This is a genomic window from Dietzia sp. ANT_WB102 (assembly GCF_008369165.1).
Classification (GTDB): Bacteria; Actinomycetota; Actinomycetes; order Mycobacteriales; family Mycobacteriaceae; genus Dietzia.
Genome location: NZ_VOBA01000001.1, coordinates 516,120 through 534,009 on the forward strand (window position 1 = coordinate 516,120; position 17,890 = coordinate 534,009).

Consider the following 17,890-nt stretch of genomic DNA (forward strand, 5'->3'; position numbering starts at 1 on the left):
CCCGCAGTCTCGCGACCGCCGCGCGCACGTGGCGCCGGACGCTACCCGGAGGCCGAAGGCGCCTCCGCATTGCAGCCCCGCTGCGCGGGGCGACTCGCCGCCGTACCGATATGACTGCCCGATAACTGCCGCGCCGTGTTGATCAGCCCCACCATGCTGAACGCCTGCGGGGTGTTGCCCACCTGGCAGCGCCGTTCCACGTCGTATTCCTCCGACAACAGACCGACATCACTGCGCAGCCCCAGCAATCGCTCGAACAATTCCTCCGCCCGATCCTCTTCACCCAGTCCGTGCAGGGCGTCGGCGTACCAGAAACTGCACGCGAGGAACGCGCTCTCTGTACCGGACAGACCATCCACGTCGCCGTCGGCGGTGGGGTCGTACCGCATGAGGTAGCCGTCCCTCATCAACTCGTGCTCGACGGCCCTCACCGTTCCGCGCATCCTCTCGTCAGCCCACGGCAAGAAACCCACGCGCGGCATCAGCAGCAGCGCAGCGTCGAGACCTCGCGATCCGTAGAACTGGGTGAATGTCCCCCGATCCGAATCGAAACCGTTCGTGGTGATGTCGGTGTGAATCTGCTGACGCAGTCTGCGCCATCGGTCCACGGGGCCGTCGAGCCCGTGCTGCTCGACGGTGTGGACGGCACGGTCGACGCCGGCCCAGGCCATCACCTTGGAGTGCACGAAGTGGCGCTGCGGTCCCCGCATCTCCCACAGTCCGTTGTCCGGCTTATCCCAATTGCCCTCGAGGAAGTCCAGCAGCGCTCGTTGCACGTCCCATGCGTCTTCGACCGGTTCGATGCCGGTCTCGCGGACCAGGTGGAGTCCGTCGAGCACCTCCCCCCACACGTCCAGCTGGAACTGGTCGGCCGCGGCGTTGCCGATCCGCACCGGGGTACTGGAGCGGAAACCCGGGAGCCAGTCGAGTTCGCTCTCGGGAATGCGCCGACTGCCGTCGATCCCGTACATGATCTGCAGCTTGGAGGGATCGCCTGCGACGGCTCGGACCAACCACTCGCGCCACGCGCGGGCCTCCTCCTCGTAGCCGGTACCGAGGAGAGCCTGCAGCGTGAACGTGGAATCCCGCAGCCAGCAGTATCGGTAGTCCCAATTCCGCGACCCGCCGATCTCCTCCGGCAACGATGTGGTCGCAGCCGCCAGGATGCCGCCGGTGGGGGCGTAGGTCAATGCCTTGAGCGTGATCACGGAACGGCGCACGGCCTCCGGCCACCGGCCCCGGTAGTCGCATTGATGAAGCCATGACCTCCAGAACTTCTCAGTGTCCCGGAGTGCCCGCAGCGCCTCGACCCTCCGAGGTCTCGGCAGGTGGGAGGCCCGGTAGGTCAGCACGAAGTGGACCCGCTGACCGGCGTCCACATCGAATGACGCGACGGTGGTCATATCTTCGCCGCGAAGTCGGACGTCGGTGTCCAACCAGACGGCATCGGGTCCCGCGATCGCCTCGATGCCCCGGTCGGTGCTGCGTACCCACGGCACCACGTGTCCGTAGTCCATGCGAAGTCGCAGATCCATCCGCATCGGTACCCGCCCGCTGAGACCCTCGACAATCCGCACGACGTCCGCGGCGTCGCCTCGCGGTGGCATGAAGTCGGTCACCCGGACGCTGCCCTCAGGCGTGTGCCACTCCGACTCGAGAACCAGTGTGTCTTCCCGGTAGCGACGGGTCGTCGTGACGTCCCGCCCCTCGGGGGCGATCCGCCAGCGTCCCGCCGACTCGTCACCCAGCAGCGCGGCGAAGAATGCCGGGGAGTCGAACCGCGGAAGGCACAGCCAGTCAATGCTGCCGTCACGGTGCACCAGTGCAGCCGAGTGCAGGTCGCCGATCAGCGCGTAGTCCTCGATCAGCCGCGGCCCCTCGGCGCGGGTGCTCACTGCTGGCCCTCGTCGATCGCTATAACGACCTTCACGTCATCGTCCTGCGCAGTGAAGGCGTCCCGGTAGTCCTCGAGCGGCACCCGCCTGCTGATGACCCCCTCCAGCCAGGACGCGTCGGCCGCCGACAGCGCGTCGGCAGCCGCCTCGAAGTGACGACGGTTCGCGTTGACCGACCCCACCACCACATCGTTCTCCAGTACGAGATCACGGTTGAGCGCGCCCGCATCCACCTCGACGGAGGAGCCGGGGGTCGACACGCCGGTCAGGCACACGATCCCGTACCCGTTCGTCCCTCGCATCGCGTCGAAGACCAGCTGACCGGCGCCGGTGGCCTCGATGATGATGTCCGGATCGACCTTCCCCGTGACCGTGGCCGCGTTCTCGCTGTGATAGGTGGCGCCCAGTTTCTCGACCAGGGCGGGCTTCGGCCCGCCGGTGACCTGATCGAGGACGTGGACGTCCAAGCCCTTCTGTACCCCGATCATCGCCGCCAGCAAGCCGATCGGCCCCGCGCCCGTAACCAGGACGGTTCGTGGATCGAACCAACTGCGCTGCCCGATCCGGTAGATCTGCTCCCAGGCTTTGGCGACCACGCTGGTCGGTTCCATCAGCACACCTACACGTTCGAGATCCGGATCCAGGCGGACCGCGTACTCGGGTTCGACAGTCCACCACTGACTCCCGTATCCGTCGCGCTGTTTGATCCCGCGCTCCGTGTACTGCCCGTTACGACACATGTCGGGCTCCCCGTGTGCGCATGCTCCACACGGCACCGGGTCGGGCCGTCGAACCACACCCGCGACCAGGTCGCCTGCGTGAAAGCCTGAGTCCGCTGGCGCCTTCTCCACCCGGCCGAGTGACTCGTGACCGAGGATGAGCCGTCGTGCGCCGTCGGGTTCCTGTCCGTAGTCGCCCGAGACGATCTCCTTATCCGTCCCGCACACCCCGAGCGCGAGGCCGCGGACCAGGAGGTCCCCCGGCCCCGGTACGGGATCGGGGACGTCGTCCAGCGAGATCGAGTCTGCTGTTCCCGGGATCACCGTGAGTGCGCGCATAGCCCCGTACTACTCTCCCGGTCGGTCTTCCGCCACTGGTCGCCCGAACCACCGTCGGTGACGACTCGTCGCGATGTCCTGGATCGTCACCGCGTCGCGGGTGGAGGGTCGACGACGACGTGAGTCAGAGCCCGGACGGCGGTCCCTACTCCTCGGCCCACGGCGGCGGGATGAACCTGGCGACGATCCCAGACAGCAGAGCGACACCGCCACCCAGGGCCAGTGCGACGCGCAATCCGGTTTCGGAGGGGATCAGGAGGCCATGGCTTTCCACGGACATCTGGGCGAGCACCACGCCGATGACCGCGGCGGAGACGGACGTGCCGATCGACCGCATCAGTGAATTGAAACTGTTCGCCGAGCCCATCTCGGTCCGGGGGACGGAGTCGAGGATGAGCGAGGGCATGGCACCGTAGGCCAGTCCCACGCCGCCGTTCATGATGATCGCGGAGATCATGAGTCCCCAGGTCGACCCCATGAGCAGGAGCGCCGATCCATAGCCGGCGGCGATGACGAGCGCGCCCAGGACGAGCGTCGGTTTCGGTCCACGTTTGGTGATGAGTCGGCCACTGAGTGGAGACACGGCCATCATCGCCAGTCCGCCGGGGGCGATCCACAGTCCCATGGCGATCATCGACTGCCCGAGCCCGTAGCCGGTGCCGACGGGCAATTGCAGTACTTGCGGGACGATCAGCAGTTGGGCGTACATCCCTACACCGATCAGGACGGTCGCGATGTTGGTGACCAACACGGGCGGCCGGGCCGCCACCCTCAGGTCGACCAATGGTGAGCGCGCGCGCAGGACCCACGCCCCCCACCCGGCGAACACCACAACCGAGAGCGCCCCCAAGCCGAGGGTCAGCCCGCTCGTCCATCCCCAGTCGGCGCCCTTGGACACCGCCAGCAGCATCGCGATCAGAGCGGTCGCCAACCCGAGGGCCCCCGGCACGTCGAGTGAGCCGTCCGGTTTGGCGGCCGGTGTGGGCCGCAGGATAGCGACCATCATCGTCACGATGACGACACCGAGCAGCGCGGAACCCCAGAACATCCACTGCCAGGCTCCGAACTCGGCCAGCGCGGCCGCCGCGGGGAGCCCGAGCGCGCCACCCACCCCGAGCGACGAGCTCATCAGGCTGATCGACGGTGCCAGGCGGGCGGGCGGGAGGTTTTCGCGCATGGTGGCGATGCCGATGGGGATCACGCCGATGCCCATCCCTTGCAGGGCCCGTCCGATCAGCATCGGCCAGAGGGAGGTGGCCAACGCGCACACCACCGAGCCGACCACCATGAGGGCGGTGCACCCGATGAGGACGTACTTCTTGGGGTAGATATCTCCGAGCCGGCCCATGACCGGGCCCGTCACGGCGCCGGAGAGCAGCGTGACGGTGACGACCCACGCCGCGTTGCTGGGGGACGTGCCGAGGATGTCCGGGAGACGTCCGAGGATCGGGATCACCAGCGACTGGCACAGTGACATCACGATTCCCGCCGAGGCGAGCACGAAAACCAACCCGTGATGGTCCGGTCTGGCGGTACGGGCGCCGCGAGCGTTGTCAGGCAACCGTCATTTCCCTCTCCCGAACCGTCCCCACTGTCGAACGGAGACTACAGCGTCGCATTTTGACGCCCGTCAAGAGCCGGAATGACGCGGGCGGGCAGGATCGAGGGTCAGTCCTCGGGGCTTTCCGCTGCCGCGGCCATCTCGGCGACCATCCGTACCGCGTCTACGAGTACGGCGAGGCGAGGAGGAGTTCCACGTTCCGGTCCCCCGGTCCGCCGAGCCGGTCGGGGTCACGATTGAGATCGTTGAACGACAGTTCGCGGTAGAGCGAGGCGAGCCCGCTCAGCGACAGGTCGGAGTACGGGACCTCGTAGGGTGCGTCCGATTCGATGAGCGTCGCCATCAACGACAGGGTGCCGTCGCGGTTGTCCACGATCTCGATGATGCGGGCCTGTTGGGGGAAATCGATATGCGATGCCGTATTGATCTCCCAGAAACCCTGCTGCGGGCTCGGACCTGCGTGCGGGGTGACCCGGTTGTCGTGGGTGTGTCCGTTCACCCAGGCACACACGTTAGGGAACCGGTGTAGCAGCGCGATCAGTTCCCATCCGGAGTGTCGCGACTCGAACGGGTTCTCCGGGTCCGGGACCAGAGTGTTCATGGTGTCGCTGGTGTGATGGCTGAACAACACGAACAGCACATCGTCTCGCTGCTGACGGATCTCGCGCCCGTCAGGACCGAAGTATCGACTGCTCCCGGCGATCAGGGTTTCCTCGATCCACCGCAGTTGGGCGGCGCCCAGGGAGCCGTCAATGAACCCACCCCGGTTCGTGCTGTCCATGCTGATCCCCACCACCCCAGGGGCGATGTCGAAACGGTAATAGCCGATCCCCGTCTCAGCCGCGTCGGGCGCGAACCCGTGTCCGCGCGGACCGGCACCCACCCGCGCGGGATCCCAGTGGGCGGCCATGAACTGTCGGGGCGTGAACGGTGCCCGCCGATCATCCGGGGTGACCACCCGCGCCGGGTTGGTCATGCCGCCCACGAGTCCTGGCACCGCGGCCGGATCCTCGCGGAGAGCCCGGTTGAGCATCTCCGCCTCTCTCGCGGATCCCGGCGCGCCGAACTTGACCGCGCCGGTGTACAGCGCGGTGATCGGGTCGATCCCACTGGGGGCGGTGCCTTGGACCGCATCGTCGTGGTTTCCGAACACCGCGAACCACGGAATGTCCAGGCCCGGGCTGCTCACGGGCGCTATCGCGGCCGACAGGAACCCGTCGATCACCGGGAACCCTGCGTTCTTGAACGAGTCCGGGTAGGTACTCTCTGGGCTCCAGTACAGGTCGAAGCCAGAGTCCTGGGTGCCCTCGTACCGGTGGGGGTCGCCGGTGTTGGGGACGAGCGACCCGCCACTGAGGACGGTGAGGTACCAGTCGAGCTCGACCTGCTCGTGGTTGTCCGTGTTGTCGCCCGTGGTCACCACGGCGTCGAACTCCCGACCCGTGAACGGCCCCCGTCGCACGTGGTTGATGCGGTCGACCAACGCCACCAGGCCCTGAGTGGTGAGCGTGTCCTGTGGTCGCGACGCCGACCCGATCAGCGGGTGGACGAACTCCACCCGGACGGGAGACTGGGCGTCGAGGACGTGCATGTCGGTCATCTGCACGAACGAGGTCAGCGCCAGCCGACGGTCCTCCCGGCCCGCCTGCGGCTGGGCCAACTCACCGCGTGCCACCAGCGGATAACCGGGGCCGCCAACCAGGCGTTGGTACCCCGGCCCGCCCGCCGGGGTCGCCGCCCGCTCCAGCGTCGTTCCCGCAGGCGAGCCGGCCATCGCATCGGCGGACGCCGGGGCTGGTGACCAGAAGCCGGCGCCCGGGCGGGTCGAGGACGTCCCCCAGAGAGCCGCCGGGCCGATGACACCCGCCACCCCGAGGCCGACCCCACCGAGAAAGGTCCTGCGATCGATCCGGTTCACACAGGCGACCCTAGTCTGCGCTCCCCCCCGGACTGGCCCGTTTCAACGGTCCTGCTGAGGCGCCCGCAGTGGACGCTGGTCACACCGCGATCAACGCGTCCGCCGCCAACCGCCAGTCCGCCACCGGCGGCACAAGCACGTTCTCGCCGAGGACCTGTACGAGTACCGTCGAGGCGCCGGCGTCGAGATGCTCCTGCACGCGCCTCCGTGTGGCTTCGAGCCCGCGGGTGACGAGCGCCTGCTTGAGTCGATCGCTGCCCCCGCGCACGTAGTCCGACTCGTCGAAGCCCTGCCGCGTCCACGAGTTCCGGTAGTTCGGCAAGCCGGTATAGACGTTGAGGTGGTCGTGGGCCCGCGACCGCCACAGCTCGTCGTCGTCGTCGTCCACTCCCGGGGCCATCACCGCGGCGTGCTCCACGATCAGGGCCGGCCCATCGTCGGCGGTCCCGCCGAGGATCTCCCGGGCTCGCGCGGTGTGCTCGGGCAGCGTCAGGTACGGGTGCGCGCCGGCGGTCCGGTCGCGGGACAGTTCGAGCATCCTCGGCCCGAGCGCAGCGAGCACGACCGGCGGCATCGCGTTCTCGCCCGCCGCCATCGGCCCGGTCCCATCGAGGGCGTCGAGGTACTCGCGCATCGCCGACAGCGGCCGCCCATAGTGGTGCCCGCGGTGACGCTCGACCAACGGGGCGTGCGAGACGCCCAGGCCCAGGACGAACCGGCCGGGGTGCACGGCCTCGATCGTGCGGGCCGCCGACCCGGCTGCCGAGGCGTCGCGGCCGTAAATATTGGCGATGCCGGTGCCGATCACCATCCGCTGCGTGGCGCCCAGGTACAGCTGCGCCGCGGTGAACGCTTCGCGGCCCACCGCCTCGCCGAACCACAGCGACCCCCAGCCTTGGTCGTCGAGCTCGCCGAGGACGTCCGAGAGCTGCGCCGGCGGCACCCCCTCGAGCGACCCGGTCCATAGTCCGACCCGGCCCAGTTGTCCGCGACCTGCCCGGTTGTCCCGGCCTGATGTGTTGTCCTGGGGAGCATTCATGGCTCCGAGTGTGCCCGACCGCGACCGCCGTTCGTTCCAATCGGCCGCGCCCGACGCCCACCCCACGCCACACTGACCTGACACGTGTTGTAGTAAGCGCGGCACAGCCCGGGCACCGAAGAGACGAGACGCAGATGTACGAGTGGTCCGAGACCGACCTGATGATTCGCGACGCCGTGCGCGCCTTCATCGCCAAGGAGATCCGTCCCCAGCTGGATGCCCTGGAGAGCGGCGAGACGCTGCCGTACCCGATCATCCGGAAGCTGTTCGCCGAGTTCGGCATCGACTCCATGGCGCGCGACGGGGTCGAGAAGATGCTGGCCTCCGCGCGCGCGAAGGAGACGGTCGGCGCCGCCGCGGGCGGTAGTTCGGTCGGCGGTGGGGCTCGCGGGCGAGACGACGACGAAAAGGAGGGCGGCTCCGGCGACGCCAGCGAGAACCGCGACTCCATGATGGCCGTGGTGATCAGTGAATTGGCCGGCGCGTGCATGGGTCTGGTGTCGGCGCTCGGCGTGAGCATCGGACTGGGCGCCACCACCATCATGTCCCGCGGAACGCTGGCGCAGAAGGAACGCTGGCTGCCCGGCATCGTGACCATGGAGAAGGTGGCGGCGTGGGCCATCACCGAGCCGGACTCCGGCTCAGACGCCTTCGGCGGGATGCGCACCTACGTGCGGCGCGACGGCGAGGACTACATCCTCAACGGCCGCAAGACGTTCATCACCAATGGTCCTTACGCCGACGTGATGATCGTCTACGCCAAACTCGACGAGGGGCCCGGTGGAGCGGGCGCGGACCCGGACGCCGAGAAGCGCGACCGGAAGGTGCTCACGTTTGTCCTCGACAAGGGCATGGAGGGCCTGACGCAGGGATCGCCATTCAAGAAGATGGGCCTGCACAGCTCCCCCACCGGCGAGCTGTTCTTCGACGATGTCCGCCTGGGCCGCGACCGGCTGCTCGGCGAGTCCGAAGAGGGCCGCGGCGGGGACGGTCGCGAGTCGGCGCGGTCGAGTTTCACCGCCGAGCGGATCGGGGTGGCCACCATGGCGTTGGGCATTATCGAGGAGTGTCACCGCCTGTGCGTGGAATATTCCCGCGAGCGCACCCTGTGGGGTCAGGAGATCGGGCGCTTCCAACTCATCCAGCTCAAGCTGGCCAAGATGGAGGTGGCGCGCATGAACGTGCGCAACATGGTGTTCAACTCCATCGAGCGCGCGCGGGCCGGCAAGCCGCTCTCGCTCGCGGAGGCCTCCGCGATGAAGCTGTACTCGTCCGAGGCCGCCACCGAGGTGGCGATGGAGGCGGTGCAGCTCTTCGGCGGTAACGGCTACATGGCCGAGTACCGGGTGGAGCAGCTCGCCCGCGATGCCAAGTCGCTCATGATCTACGCGGGCAGCAACGAGATCCAAGTGACCCACATCGCCAAGGGACTACTCGCCCGCTGAGCCGCTCGACCGGTTGCTCCTCCTGCCGGGCCTCGTACCGTCAGAACATGGCCACCGAGATGTTGCACACCTACATGCAGGACCACCACGCCGGTGCCGCCGCCGGGCTCGACCTGTTCCGGCGCGTTGCCGAGAGTCACAGCGACCCCCACGTCCGCGACGCTGTGGGCCGGATCAGAGACGAGACCGTCGAGGATCTCAAGGTCCTCGAGGAGCTCATGACGCTGGCCGGGACCGCTCCGTCGCTGCTCAAGGATCTGCCCGCCAAGGCGTCTGAGAAGCTCGTCCAGTTCAAGCCCAACCGGCGCTTTGCCGAACGTTCGCCACTGAGCGATCTGATCGAGCTTGAAGCGCTCACGTTGGCGGTGACCGGTAAGAAGATGGGCTTCCGGGCGTTGCTGGAGATCGGGGACACGCGACTGCCGACGCCCACGCTGCAGAACCTCGTCGAGCGGGCCGAGCATCACGCGCGGGTGCTGGAGGAGCTACGCGTGAGGTGCGTGTACGTGCTCAAGGAGAAGTGACCACACCGCTGGTGCCCGCGCGTGTCGGTTCCACGTGAAACTCGCCCGCAAGCGAGAGACGCCCGCAAGCGAGAAACCGGAGCCCTTCGCCGGCGCGGCTGTCGCCGCCCGGAACGACGGCCGGGGGCGGCCCCTGTGATGGGACCGCCCCCGGTGTGCTGACCAGCCGCCGCGGGACGAAACAGTTCTTGAGTCGCCGGACGGAGCAATTCTGCGGGTCAGGCGTTCGCGCCCTGCTGGTCCTTGACGGCGGCGAGGATGTCACCGACGCGGTCCTTGGCGTCACCGAACAGCATCTGTGTGTTGTCGCGGAAGAACAGCGGGTTCTGCACACCGGCATAACCCGCGGCCATCGACCGCTTGAACACGATGACGTTCTCGGCTTCCCACACGTGAAGCACAGGCATGCCTGCGATCGGGCTGCCCGGGTCCTCCGCGGCGTCCGGGTTCACGGTGTCGTTGGCGCCGATGACCAGCACCACGTCGGTGTCGGCGAAGTCGTCGTTGATCTCGTCGAGCTCGAGGACGATGTCATAGGGCACCTTGGCCTCGGCGAGCAGCACGTTCATGTGTCCGGGCAGTCGACCGGCGACCGGGTGGACGGCGAATCGCACATCGACGCCGCGGTCACGCAGGGTGCGCGTGAGGTCGGCGACCGGGTACTGCGCCTGGGCGACGGCCATGCCGTAACCGGGGGCGATGATCACCGAGGAGGCGCCTCCCAGCAGCTCGGCGGCGCCGGCGACGTCGATCTCCTTGTGCTCGCCGTGGTCCTTCTCCTCGCCCGAGGAGGCTTCGATACCGAAGCCCCCCATGATGACGGAGAAGAACGAACGGTTCATCGCCTTGCACATGATGTAGGACAGGTAGGCACCCGAGGAACCAACCAGTGCACCGGTGACGATGAGGAGGTCGTTGCCCAGCAGGAACCCGGTGGCCGCGGCGGCCCAGCCGGAGTACGAGTTGAGCATCGACACGACGACGGGCATGTCGCCGCCGCCGATGGAGGCGACCAGGTGCCAGCCCAGCGCCAGGGCCAGAGCGGTGACCACGATGAGCATCCACAGCGCCGGGGAGATGACGAACCACACCGTCAATGCGACGAACGCCACGAGGATGCCGAGGTTGATGAGGTTCTTACCCGGCAGGACCAGCGGCGCGGACTTCATCTTCCCCGACAGTTTGAGGTACGCCACGATCGACCCGGTGAGGGTCACGGCGCCGATAAACACGCCGATGAACACCTCGGCGTAGTGGATGCCCAGGAGCGATCCGGTGAGCTCACCGTGGAGCTCGGGCTCGAGGTATCCGTTCCATCCGACCAGCACGGCGGCAAGGCCGACGAACGAGTGCAGCAGGGCGATCAGCTCGGGCATCTCCGTCATCTGGACGCTGCGCGCACGCGCCAAGCCGATGACAGCGCCGATGAGCACGGCCACCACCATGAGCACGATGCCGAGGGTGGCGGGCTCTCCATCGATCACCAACACGACAGTGGCGACGAGCGCCAGGGCCATACCGGCGATGCCGAAGCTGAGGCCGCGACGGGCCGTCTCGTGCTTGGACAGGCCGGCCAGGGACAGGATGAACAGCAGCGCGGCGACGACATACGCCGCATTCGCAGCAGTCAGGAATGACATGGTCTCAGGCTCCCTTCGAGAACATGCCGAGCATGCGACGGGTCACGGCGAAGCCGCCGAAGACGTTGATGGACGCGACGAGGATCGCGATTGCGGCCAGGGCCAGGCCGAGGGTGTTGTCGATCCCGATCTGCAGCAGCGCGCCCACGACGATGACGCCGGAGATCGCGTTGGTGACCGACATCAGTGGCGTGTGCAGCGCATGGTGCACGTTGCCGATCACGTAGTAGCCGATCACCACTGCCAACACGAAGACCGTGATGTGCTGCGGAATCTCGCCAGGCGCGACGGCCACGAGCAGCACCAGAAGCGCCATGCCGAGCGCGGTCAAGGCCATCTTGGCGCCGGCCGACATCTTCTTCTTCTCAGCCGGCGGTTCCGCCGGCGCTGCGACAGCTGCGGCTGCTGGCGCGGCACTGACCTGCACGGGCGGCGGCGGCCACATGAGGTCGCCGCCCTTAGTGACGGTGACACCTCGCTGAACGACGTCGTCCATGTCGAGCGCCCAGCGCCCGTCCTTCTCCGGCGTCACCAGCTTGGTCAGGTTGACCAGGTTGGTGCCGTACAGCTGGGAGGCCTGCGCGGGCAAGCGCCCGGCCAGGTCGGTGTAGCCGATGATCGTCACACCGTTCTCGGTGACCACGACCTCGTCCGCCACACTGCCCTCGACGTTGCCGCCCTGCGCGGCGGCCATGTCCACGATCACCGAGCCACGCTTCATCGCCGCGATGTCGGCGGCCGTGATCAGACGCGGCGCCGGCCGACCCGGGATCAGTGCGGTGGTGATGACGATGTCCACGTCGGCGGCCTGCTCGGAGTACAGCTTCGCCGCGGCCCGATCGTATGCCTCACTGGTGGCCTTGGCGTAGCCGTCGGTGGAGACGGTCTTCTCCTCCTCCGGCACCTCCACCGGGAGATACTCGCCGCCGATGGACTTGACCTGGTCGGCCACCTCGGGGCGGGGGTCGGTCGCGCGCACGATCGCACCCAGGCTGGAGGCGGCTCCGATCGCGGCCAGACCGGCCACGCCGGCGCCGGCCACGAGCACCTTCGCCGGAGGGACCTTGCCCGCCGCGGTGACCTGCCCGGTGAAAAAGCGGCCGAAGTGATGCGCGGCCTCGATCACGGCGCGGTAGCCGGCGATGTTGGCCATCGACGACAGCACGTCCATCGACTGGGCCCGCGAGATGCGCGGCACCGCGTCCATCGCCAGCGCGGTCACGCCGCGCTCGGCCAAGACGCCGAGCAGGTGCTCGTTCTGTGCCGGGGCTAGCAGGCCCACCAGGGTGGCACCCGAACGCACTCGGGCTACCTCCGCATCGGTGGGCACGGCGACCTTCATCACCACATCCGCCGACCAGGCGGCATCTCCGTCGACCAGCGCGGCGCCGGCCTCGGAGTAGGCGGCATCGGCGAACTCGGCGCGTGTACCGGCGCCGTGCTCCACCACGACCCGGTAGCCCAGGCCGATCAACTTCGCCACCGTCTCAGGCGTGGCCGCGACCCGGTTCTCCGCCGGGTTGGACTCGGCGACAATACCGATCACCGACGACCCGGCACCGGCCTCCCGGACATCAGAATCCGGCTTCATATCAGGGATCTCTTCAAGGCTCGAAGCCATAGGGCATCCTTTTGCAGCGTTGTAAAAAAAGCCGGTGTCTTCACATCGGCTCTGACGGTGGTGTCTGCGAGACTTATCTACTTTTTGTGTCTCGCGACACACTCTGTCGCGAGCGCCTCGGTCGACCTTCGTACGAGCGAGGCTCATGATGCACCAGTGGGCAGGAGGGTGGCCCGTACATCGTCCGCCATTGAGGCGTCTCTTCCGCGAAGAGGCGGGGGTACCGCTTGAACCGCCGGAAGAACTTCCGGCTGACTTTACGGGACACTGCACCCACCACACGATCCCGGATGGCTTCGACGGCGCGCTTTGTGAGACATCCCACAGAAACACGAGGGTTTACTCAGATATCGAGTGAGCTCACGGATACGCTCCGATTGACCACTACGAGGGGTTCTATGACCAGGCTTCGATTCCGACTCCGTCAGATCAGTTTGCGCTTCTGGTTCCTGCCCGCGGTCATGACACTCACCGCACTGGCTCTGGCCGCTTTAGGAACGTGGCTCTCTCACAACCCGGTCACCGCATTGACAACGGGGGAAGCAGGCGTTGCTCGCTGGCTCTACGACGGTGGGGTGGACGGGTCCCGGAGCGTGCTCTCGGCGATTGCGAGCAGTTCGATAGGCGTTGGCGGCACCGTCTTCTCCATCACGATCGCCGCCCTGTCCTATGCCGCGGGCTCGATGGGTCCACGACTACTCCAAAACTTCACCGAAGACCGCGGCAACCAGATCACGCTTGGCATCTTCATCTCCACTTTCGCGTTCAGCCTCTACAGCCTGCGCACGGTTACGGCCGGCGAGGAAGGGCCGCCCTTCGTCCCTCACTACAACGTCACCCTGGCACTCATCATGGCGCTCGGCTGCATCGGCGCGCTCGTCTACTTCATCGATCACGTCACCAGGTCAATCAACACGACGCGCGTCGTCAACCTCCTCACCTCGGACCTAAGGTCCTCCCTGCTCTCAGTCACCGAGCAGAGCGACCCCGACCACAATGTGCTGCCGACACCCGACGAGGAGTTCTGGGCTGAAGCCGAGACTCTCTATGCCCATAACGGCGGCTACCTGCAGTTGGTCGACCACCAGGGTCTCCTCAACCTCGCCGTCGAATCCGACACGACGATCCGACTCCTGGTGAAGCCCGGCGACTACCTCTTCCCTAACTCCCCCATCGCCGAGGCCTTCCCGAGCCTTCCCGACGGCATCCATTCCCGGCTCACGGTCGGCAACTCCCGCACCCGCAACCAAGACGTCGAGCACGCGGTGCGGCTCCTGGTCGAGGTCGGCACTCGTGCGCTCAGCCCGGGTACCAACGACCCTTTCACCGCTGTTGACGTGATCGACCGGTTCGGGGACGCACTGTGCACCCTGGAGAACCGCCGATGGCCCACAGGTGTGTATTCGAGGGAGGGCGAGATCCGTCTAGTCGTGGCGACGTCCGACTTCAAGGGACTGGTTGATTGCATGTTCGACCAGATGCGGCAGTTTGGGGCAGGTGCTCCGTCTGTCAGCATCCGGATCCTCGATGTGCTCGCCGTCGCCGCACGGGTACTCGACGACCCCGAACGTCGTGCAGTACTGACTTGGCATGCCACCAAGCTTCGTGACGACGCCCTCGACGCCACGCGCAACGCTGACGATCGGGTCGCCATCGAGAGCCGGCACCGCGACGTCCTCGAGGCAGTCAGCCAGGGAACAGGTAAAACTCCTCCGGCTGGAGCGCCTCTGCCGGCGCGCACCAGGTCGCCGATGCAAGAATAAACCGCCGAATTTCGCGCGACTGACACTGTTCAGTCCACGATTGCACACGTTCAAGGCGTCAGCGCACGCTAAAACGGCCTCACCCGGGTACATCCCAACTGAGGCCGCTGCAGTTTCAAACTCAAACTGCCCGTGGTGGGCGAAGGGGGACTTGAACCCCCACGTCCCGAAGGACACTGGCACCTGAAGCCAGCGCGTCTGCCATTCCGCCACTCGCCCGAGTAACGCTGGAATACGGTAACACGCGCCTTCCAGAGCGCACTAATCGGCAGTGGGAACCCTGGGGAGACGCCCGTTCCAAGGTGTTCTGGACCAGTGTTCCGGGCTCCGGACGCGTGCTTTGAGCGGCCCACGCCTCTATGATCGACCGGATGCTCCCATACGTGGGGGCCACGCAGACGTGAACACGGCCAGTGCGGACGTAACCAGTATGGAGAGGAGGCGAGGCGTGGGATTCGTCGGGAAGTTCGAACGCACGCTCCAGGGCGCCGTCGGCGACGCGTTCGCCCGTCTCTTCGGTGGCAAGGTCGTGGCGGCCGAGGTCGAGGCGCAGCTACGCAAGCAGGCGGAGGCCTCCCTCAAGGTGGTCGACGGGCACCTGCTGGTGTCCAACAGCTACACCATCACCCTGGCCCGGTCGGACTACGAATCGTTCACCGAGGACGAGGCGCTGGCCGTCAAGACCTTCTCTCGCCACCTGTCGGATCACATCTCCGAGCAGGGCTGGGAGACCTACGGACCGGTCACCCTGACCTTTGTGGAGCGCGACGACCTCCACACCGGACAGATGCGTATCGACGGGGTCGTGGACCCCGACGCCGTCCCCTTCCACATCTCGGCCGCCGCGCCGGCCCCGGCGCCGGGACACCCGGCACCGTCGTCGCCGGGTGCGAGCAAGGAGAACAACAACATGCAGGCACCCGCTTCCAACTATCCGGTCTCTACCGGATCAGGCACCCGCAGCGCCGGCTGGGGCGGCCCGGCGGACGCGCCCACCCAGATCACGCAGGGCCGGTCCTCGCTGACCGTCAGCCTGCACCTCGAGGACGGTTCCGGGCGCACGTTCCGGCTCCAGCGGGGCTCCAACCTGCTGGGACGCGGGCAGGATGCCGCGTTCCGCCTCCCCGACACGGGCGTGTCGCGCCAGCACGCCGACATCCGATTCGATGGCCGCGAAGCGCTTCTCACCGATCTCGGCTCGACCAACGGCACCACGGTCAACGGCGGGCCGGTCCAGGACTGGCAACTCGCCGACGGCGACGTGATCCGGGTCGGACACTCGGAGATCACCGTCCGCTTCGACTAGCCTCAACACGGATGACCCCCGGAACCACCGGGGGCCGTGACACGTTGCTAGAGGTGAACTGACCGGCGAGGGGAGGACGGCACCAGTGCAGGGACTCGTTCTGCAGCTCTCGCGCGGCCTGTTGCTGGCGCTGTTGTGGCTGTTCATCTACCTCACCCTGCGAGCGCTGAAGACCGACGTCTTCGGCAACGTGGGAATGCGGTCGACAGGCCGCAGTGAGCGTCGGGGCGGAATGTTCGGTCGCGCCTCCAAAGCAGTCCGGCACCTCGTGGTCACCCAGGGCGCGCTCGCAGGCACCCGCATCACCCTCTCCAAACAACCTGTGCTGCTGGGCCGAGCCGACTCGTGCACGTTGGTGATCGACGACGATTACGCCTCCAACCAGCACGCGAGGCTCTCCCCGCACGGCCCCGACTGGTTCCTCGAGGACCTCGGCTCGACCAACGGCACCTATCTGGACAGGACGCGGGTGACGACCCCGGTCAAGGTGGACGCCGGTACGCCGATCCGGATCGGCAAGACCGTGATCGAGCTCCGCACATGACCCCCGGGCTCGTCTACACCGCACGCTCGCATCTGGGCATGGTGCGGGAGAACAACGAGGACTCGGCGTACGCCGGCCCCCGGCTGCTCGCCCTGGCCGACGGGATGGGCGGGCACGCGGCGGGCGAGATCGCCAGCCAGTTCGTGGTGGCGGCGCTGGCCAGGCTCGACGAGGACGAACAGGGACAGGACCTCACAGGAGCGCTCACCCGCGCGCTGACCGTCGGCAACAACGCGATCGCCGCCCACGTGGAGGCGCACCCGGAGACGGACGGCATGGGCTGCACGGCCACCGCGCTGCTCTTCGACGGTCGTCGGATGGGTCTGATCCACGTGGGCGACTCGCGGGCCTACCTGCTGCGTGACGGCACGCTGAGCCAGATCACCAAGGACGACACCTTCGTGCAATCCCTCGTCGACCGCGGGGAACTCTCCGCCGACGAGGCACACACCCACCCACGGCGCTCGCTCATCCTCAAGGCGCTCACCGGGGAGCCGGTGGAACCGACCGCCGTCATTCGCGAAGCCCGGGTCGGCGACCGCTACCTGTTGTGCTCCGACGGCCTGTCCGATCCGGTGAGCACCGAGACCATCGCCGAAACTCTCGCCACCGGGACCGTCGAGGAGGCCGCGGACCGACTCGTCCAATTGGCACTGCGCTCGGGCGGGCCGGACAACATCACGGTCGTCCTGGCCGACGTCCTAGAATCCCCGCGCAACGCGCCAACGATCCCCGTCGTGGTGGGCGCCGCATCTGGGGACGAGCCCGGCCAGATCGACCCCGCGGCCGACCCCTACTCCCACACCGCAGCCGGAAAAGCCGCCGCGTTCTCCCGCGCGCAGGTCGCCTCGCGGGGGGACGCCGACGGTGCGCCCGGCGGCGACGCCGCGGGCGCCGGGCGTGGGGGCCGAGCCGACGACGACGAGGTCGACCCTGCCCCGCCGCGCGGCAGCAGATGGCGTTTCGCCCTGAGCGTGGTCGGGGTACTCGTACTCCTGGCCGGGATCATCGGCGCGTCCGCGCTGCTCGTCCGCAGCAACTACTTCGTCACCGAATCCGACAGCCAGGTCGTGGTGAAGCGGGGCATCTCCGGGGAGGTCTTCGGCATCTCCCTAGCCTCGGTCAGCCAGGTGGCGTGTATCACCCGCGAGGGCGACCTCACCATGCACTCCCCCGACGCCATCCCCACCGGGTGTGACGTGTTCACCCTGGGCGACCTCCGCGAACCCGCGAGGGAGACCGTGCGGGCCGGGATGCCCTCGGGCAGTCTCTCCGATGCCAATGCGCAGGTCTCCCGGCTCGCGCAGGACAACCTCCTGCCGCCATGCGAGCCCGAGGAGCGGCAGGAACGTCAGGGCGGTCAAGCCTCGTCGTCGTCGCCCTCCCCCTCGGACTCGCCGTCACCCACCGGTTCGACGTCGCCCACCGACCCCGCGTCACCCGACGATCGGCCGTCACCCGCGGCGGCGACCGCACCACCGGCCGCTCCCAGCCCATCGGACCGCGCGGCGAGTCCTCCCACCCCCACATCCCCCGAGCCGGTTCCCGGCGAGACCTGCCGGGTGGTGAACTGACT

The 17,890-nt window shown here is 67.6% G+C and carries 13 protein-coding genes and 1 tRNA gene; 6 read left to right on the forward strand and 8 right to left on the reverse strand.

All coding sequences use genetic code 11. The features are described from left to right. Positions 1 to 41: 41 nt before the first annotated feature. From FQ137_RS02320 to FQ137_RS02340, 5 genes are all read right to left on the reverse strand, one after another. The gene (locus FQ137_RS02320; protein ID WP_223146485.1) at positions 42 to 1,895 is read right to left on the reverse strand and encodes a glycoside hydrolase family 15 protein; all 1,854 of its coding nucleotides are present in this window, start codon (positions 1,893 to 1,895) and stop codon (positions 42 to 44) included. Continuing rightward, the gene (locus tag FQ137_RS02325) at positions 1,892 to 2,953 is read right to left on the reverse strand and encodes a glucose 1-dehydrogenase (RefSeq protein ID WP_149290952.1); all 1,062 of its coding nucleotides are present in this window, start codon (positions 2,951 to 2,953) and stop codon (positions 1,892 to 1,894) included. Before FQ137_RS02325 ends, FQ137_RS02320 begins: the two co-directional genes overlap by 4 nt. Positions 2,954 to 3,098: 145 nt before the next feature. Next, positions 3,099 to 4,514, reverse strand: coding sequence for an MFS transporter (locus tag FQ137_RS02330; protein WP_149290953.1), 1,416 nt, complete (start codon positions 4,512 to 4,514; stop codon positions 3,099 to 3,101). Between the two features lie 163 nt (positions 4,515 to 4,677). Then, complete coding sequence (locus FQ137_RS02335; protein WP_149290954.1) at positions 4,678 to 6,432, reverse strand: TIGR03767 family metallophosphoesterase; 1,755 nt, start codon at positions 6,430 to 6,432, stop codon at positions 4,678 to 4,680. Between the two features lie 79 nt (positions 6,433 to 6,511). After that, positions 6,512 to 7,471: a TIGR03620 family F420-dependent LLM class oxidoreductase gene (locus tag FQ137_RS02340; RefSeq protein WP_149290955.1), complete on the reverse strand. Its 960-nt coding sequence runs from the start codon at positions 7,469 to 7,471 to the stop codon at positions 6,512 to 6,514. Between the two features lie 134 nt (positions 7,472 to 7,605). Here FQ137_RS02340 and FQ137_RS02345 point away from each other — a divergent pair, with 134 nt between their 5' ends. Both FQ137_RS02345 and FQ137_RS02350 read left to right on the forward strand, forming a co-directional pair. Then, positions 7,606 to 8,916 (forward strand): acyl-CoA dehydrogenase family protein, encoded by a 1,311-nt coding sequence (locus FQ137_RS02345; protein WP_149290956.1) that lies wholly within the window; start codon positions 7,606 to 7,608, stop codon positions 8,914 to 8,916. A gap of 47 nt (positions 8,917 to 8,963) precedes the next feature. Next, a complete protein-coding gene (locus FQ137_RS02350; RefSeq protein WP_149290957.1) occupies positions 8,964 to 9,440 on the forward strand; it encodes a hypothetical protein in 477 nt (158 codons plus the stop codon). A gap of 218 nt (positions 9,441 to 9,658) precedes the next feature. Here the strand turns inward: FQ137_RS02350 and pntB are convergent, their stop codons facing one another. Continuing rightward, complete coding sequence (gene pntB, locus FQ137_RS02355) at positions 9,659 to 11,080, reverse strand: Re/Si-specific NAD(P)(+) transhydrogenase subunit beta (protein ID WP_149290958.1); 1,422 nt, start codon at positions 11,078 to 11,080, stop codon at positions 9,659 to 9,661. Positions 11,081 to 11,084: 4 nt separating this feature from the next. Further along, complete coding sequence (locus FQ137_RS02360; protein WP_149292598.1) at positions 11,085 to 12,671, reverse strand: Re/Si-specific NAD(P)(+) transhydrogenase subunit alpha; 1,587 nt, start codon at positions 12,669 to 12,671, stop codon at positions 11,085 to 11,087. A gap of 428 nt (positions 12,672 to 13,099) precedes the next feature. On the opposite strand from FQ137_RS02360, the gene FQ137_RS02365 reads away from it, so the two are divergent. Then, positions 13,100 to 14,464, forward strand: a complete 1,365-nt coding sequence (locus FQ137_RS02365; protein WP_149290959.1) for a DUF2254 domain-containing protein — start codon at positions 13,100 to 13,102, stop codon at positions 14,462 to 14,464. A gap of 133 nt (positions 14,465 to 14,597) precedes the next feature. Here FQ137_RS02365 and FQ137_RS02370 read toward each other — a convergent pair. Continuing rightward, a tRNA-Leu gene (locus FQ137_RS02370) sits at positions 14,598 to 14,683 on the reverse strand. Between the two features lie 229 nt (positions 14,684 to 14,912). Here FQ137_RS02370 and FQ137_RS02375 point away from each other — a divergent pair. The 3 genes from FQ137_RS02375 (at position 14,913) to FQ137_RS02385 (ending at position 17,888) form a co-directional block, all read left to right on the forward strand. Further along, a complete protein-coding gene (locus FQ137_RS02375) occupies positions 14,913 to 15,770 on the forward strand; it encodes a DUF3662 and FHA domain-containing protein (RefSeq protein WP_149290960.1) in 858 nt (285 codons plus the stop codon). 85 nt (positions 15,771 to 15,855) lie between these two features. Beyond that, complete coding sequence (locus FQ137_RS02380) at positions 15,856 to 16,314, forward strand: FHA domain-containing protein (RefSeq protein ID WP_149290961.1); 459 nt, start codon at positions 15,856 to 15,858, stop codon at positions 16,312 to 16,314. Next, positions 16,311 to 17,888: a PP2C family serine/threonine-protein phosphatase gene (locus tag FQ137_RS02385; RefSeq protein ID WP_149290962.1), complete on the forward strand. Its 1,578-nt coding sequence runs from the start codon at positions 16,311 to 16,313 to the stop codon at positions 17,886 to 17,888. Before FQ137_RS02380 ends, FQ137_RS02385 begins: the two co-directional genes overlap by 4 nt. Positions 17,889 to 17,890: the final 2 nt, after the last annotated feature.

Bases quoted from the DNA above. Each gene is read 5' to 3' on its own strand.
- FQ137_RS02325 (WP_149290952.1), bottom strand. From the start codon at position 2,953: ATGCGCGCACTCACGGTGATCCCGGGAACAGCAGACTCGATCTCGCTG.
- FQ137_RS02340 (WP_149290955.1), bottom strand. From the start codon at position 7,471: ATGAATGCTCCCCAGGACAACACATCAGGCCGGGACAACCGGGCAGGT.
- FQ137_RS02345 (WP_149290956.1), top strand. From the start codon at position 7,606: ATGTACGAGTGGTCCGAGACCGACCTGATGATTCGCGACGCCGTGCGC.
- FQ137_RS02350 (WP_149290957.1), top strand. From the start codon at position 8,964: ATGGCCACCGAGATGTTGCACACCTACATGCAGGACCACCACGCCGGT.
- pntB (WP_149290958.1), bottom strand. From the start codon at position 11,080: ATGTCATTCCTGACTGCTGCGAATGCGGCGTATGTCGTCGCCGCGCTG.
- FQ137_RS02360 (WP_149292598.1), bottom strand. From the start codon at position 12,671: ATGAAGCCGGATTCTGATGTCCGGGAGGCCGGTGCCGGGTCGTCGGTG.
- FQ137_RS02365 (WP_149290959.1), top strand. From the start codon at position 13,100: ATGACCAGGCTTCGATTCCGACTCCGTCAGATCAGTTTGCGCTTCTGG.
- FQ137_RS02385 (WP_149290962.1), top strand. From the start codon at position 16,311: ATGACCCCCGGGCTCGTCTACACCGCACGCTCGCATCTGGGCATGGTG.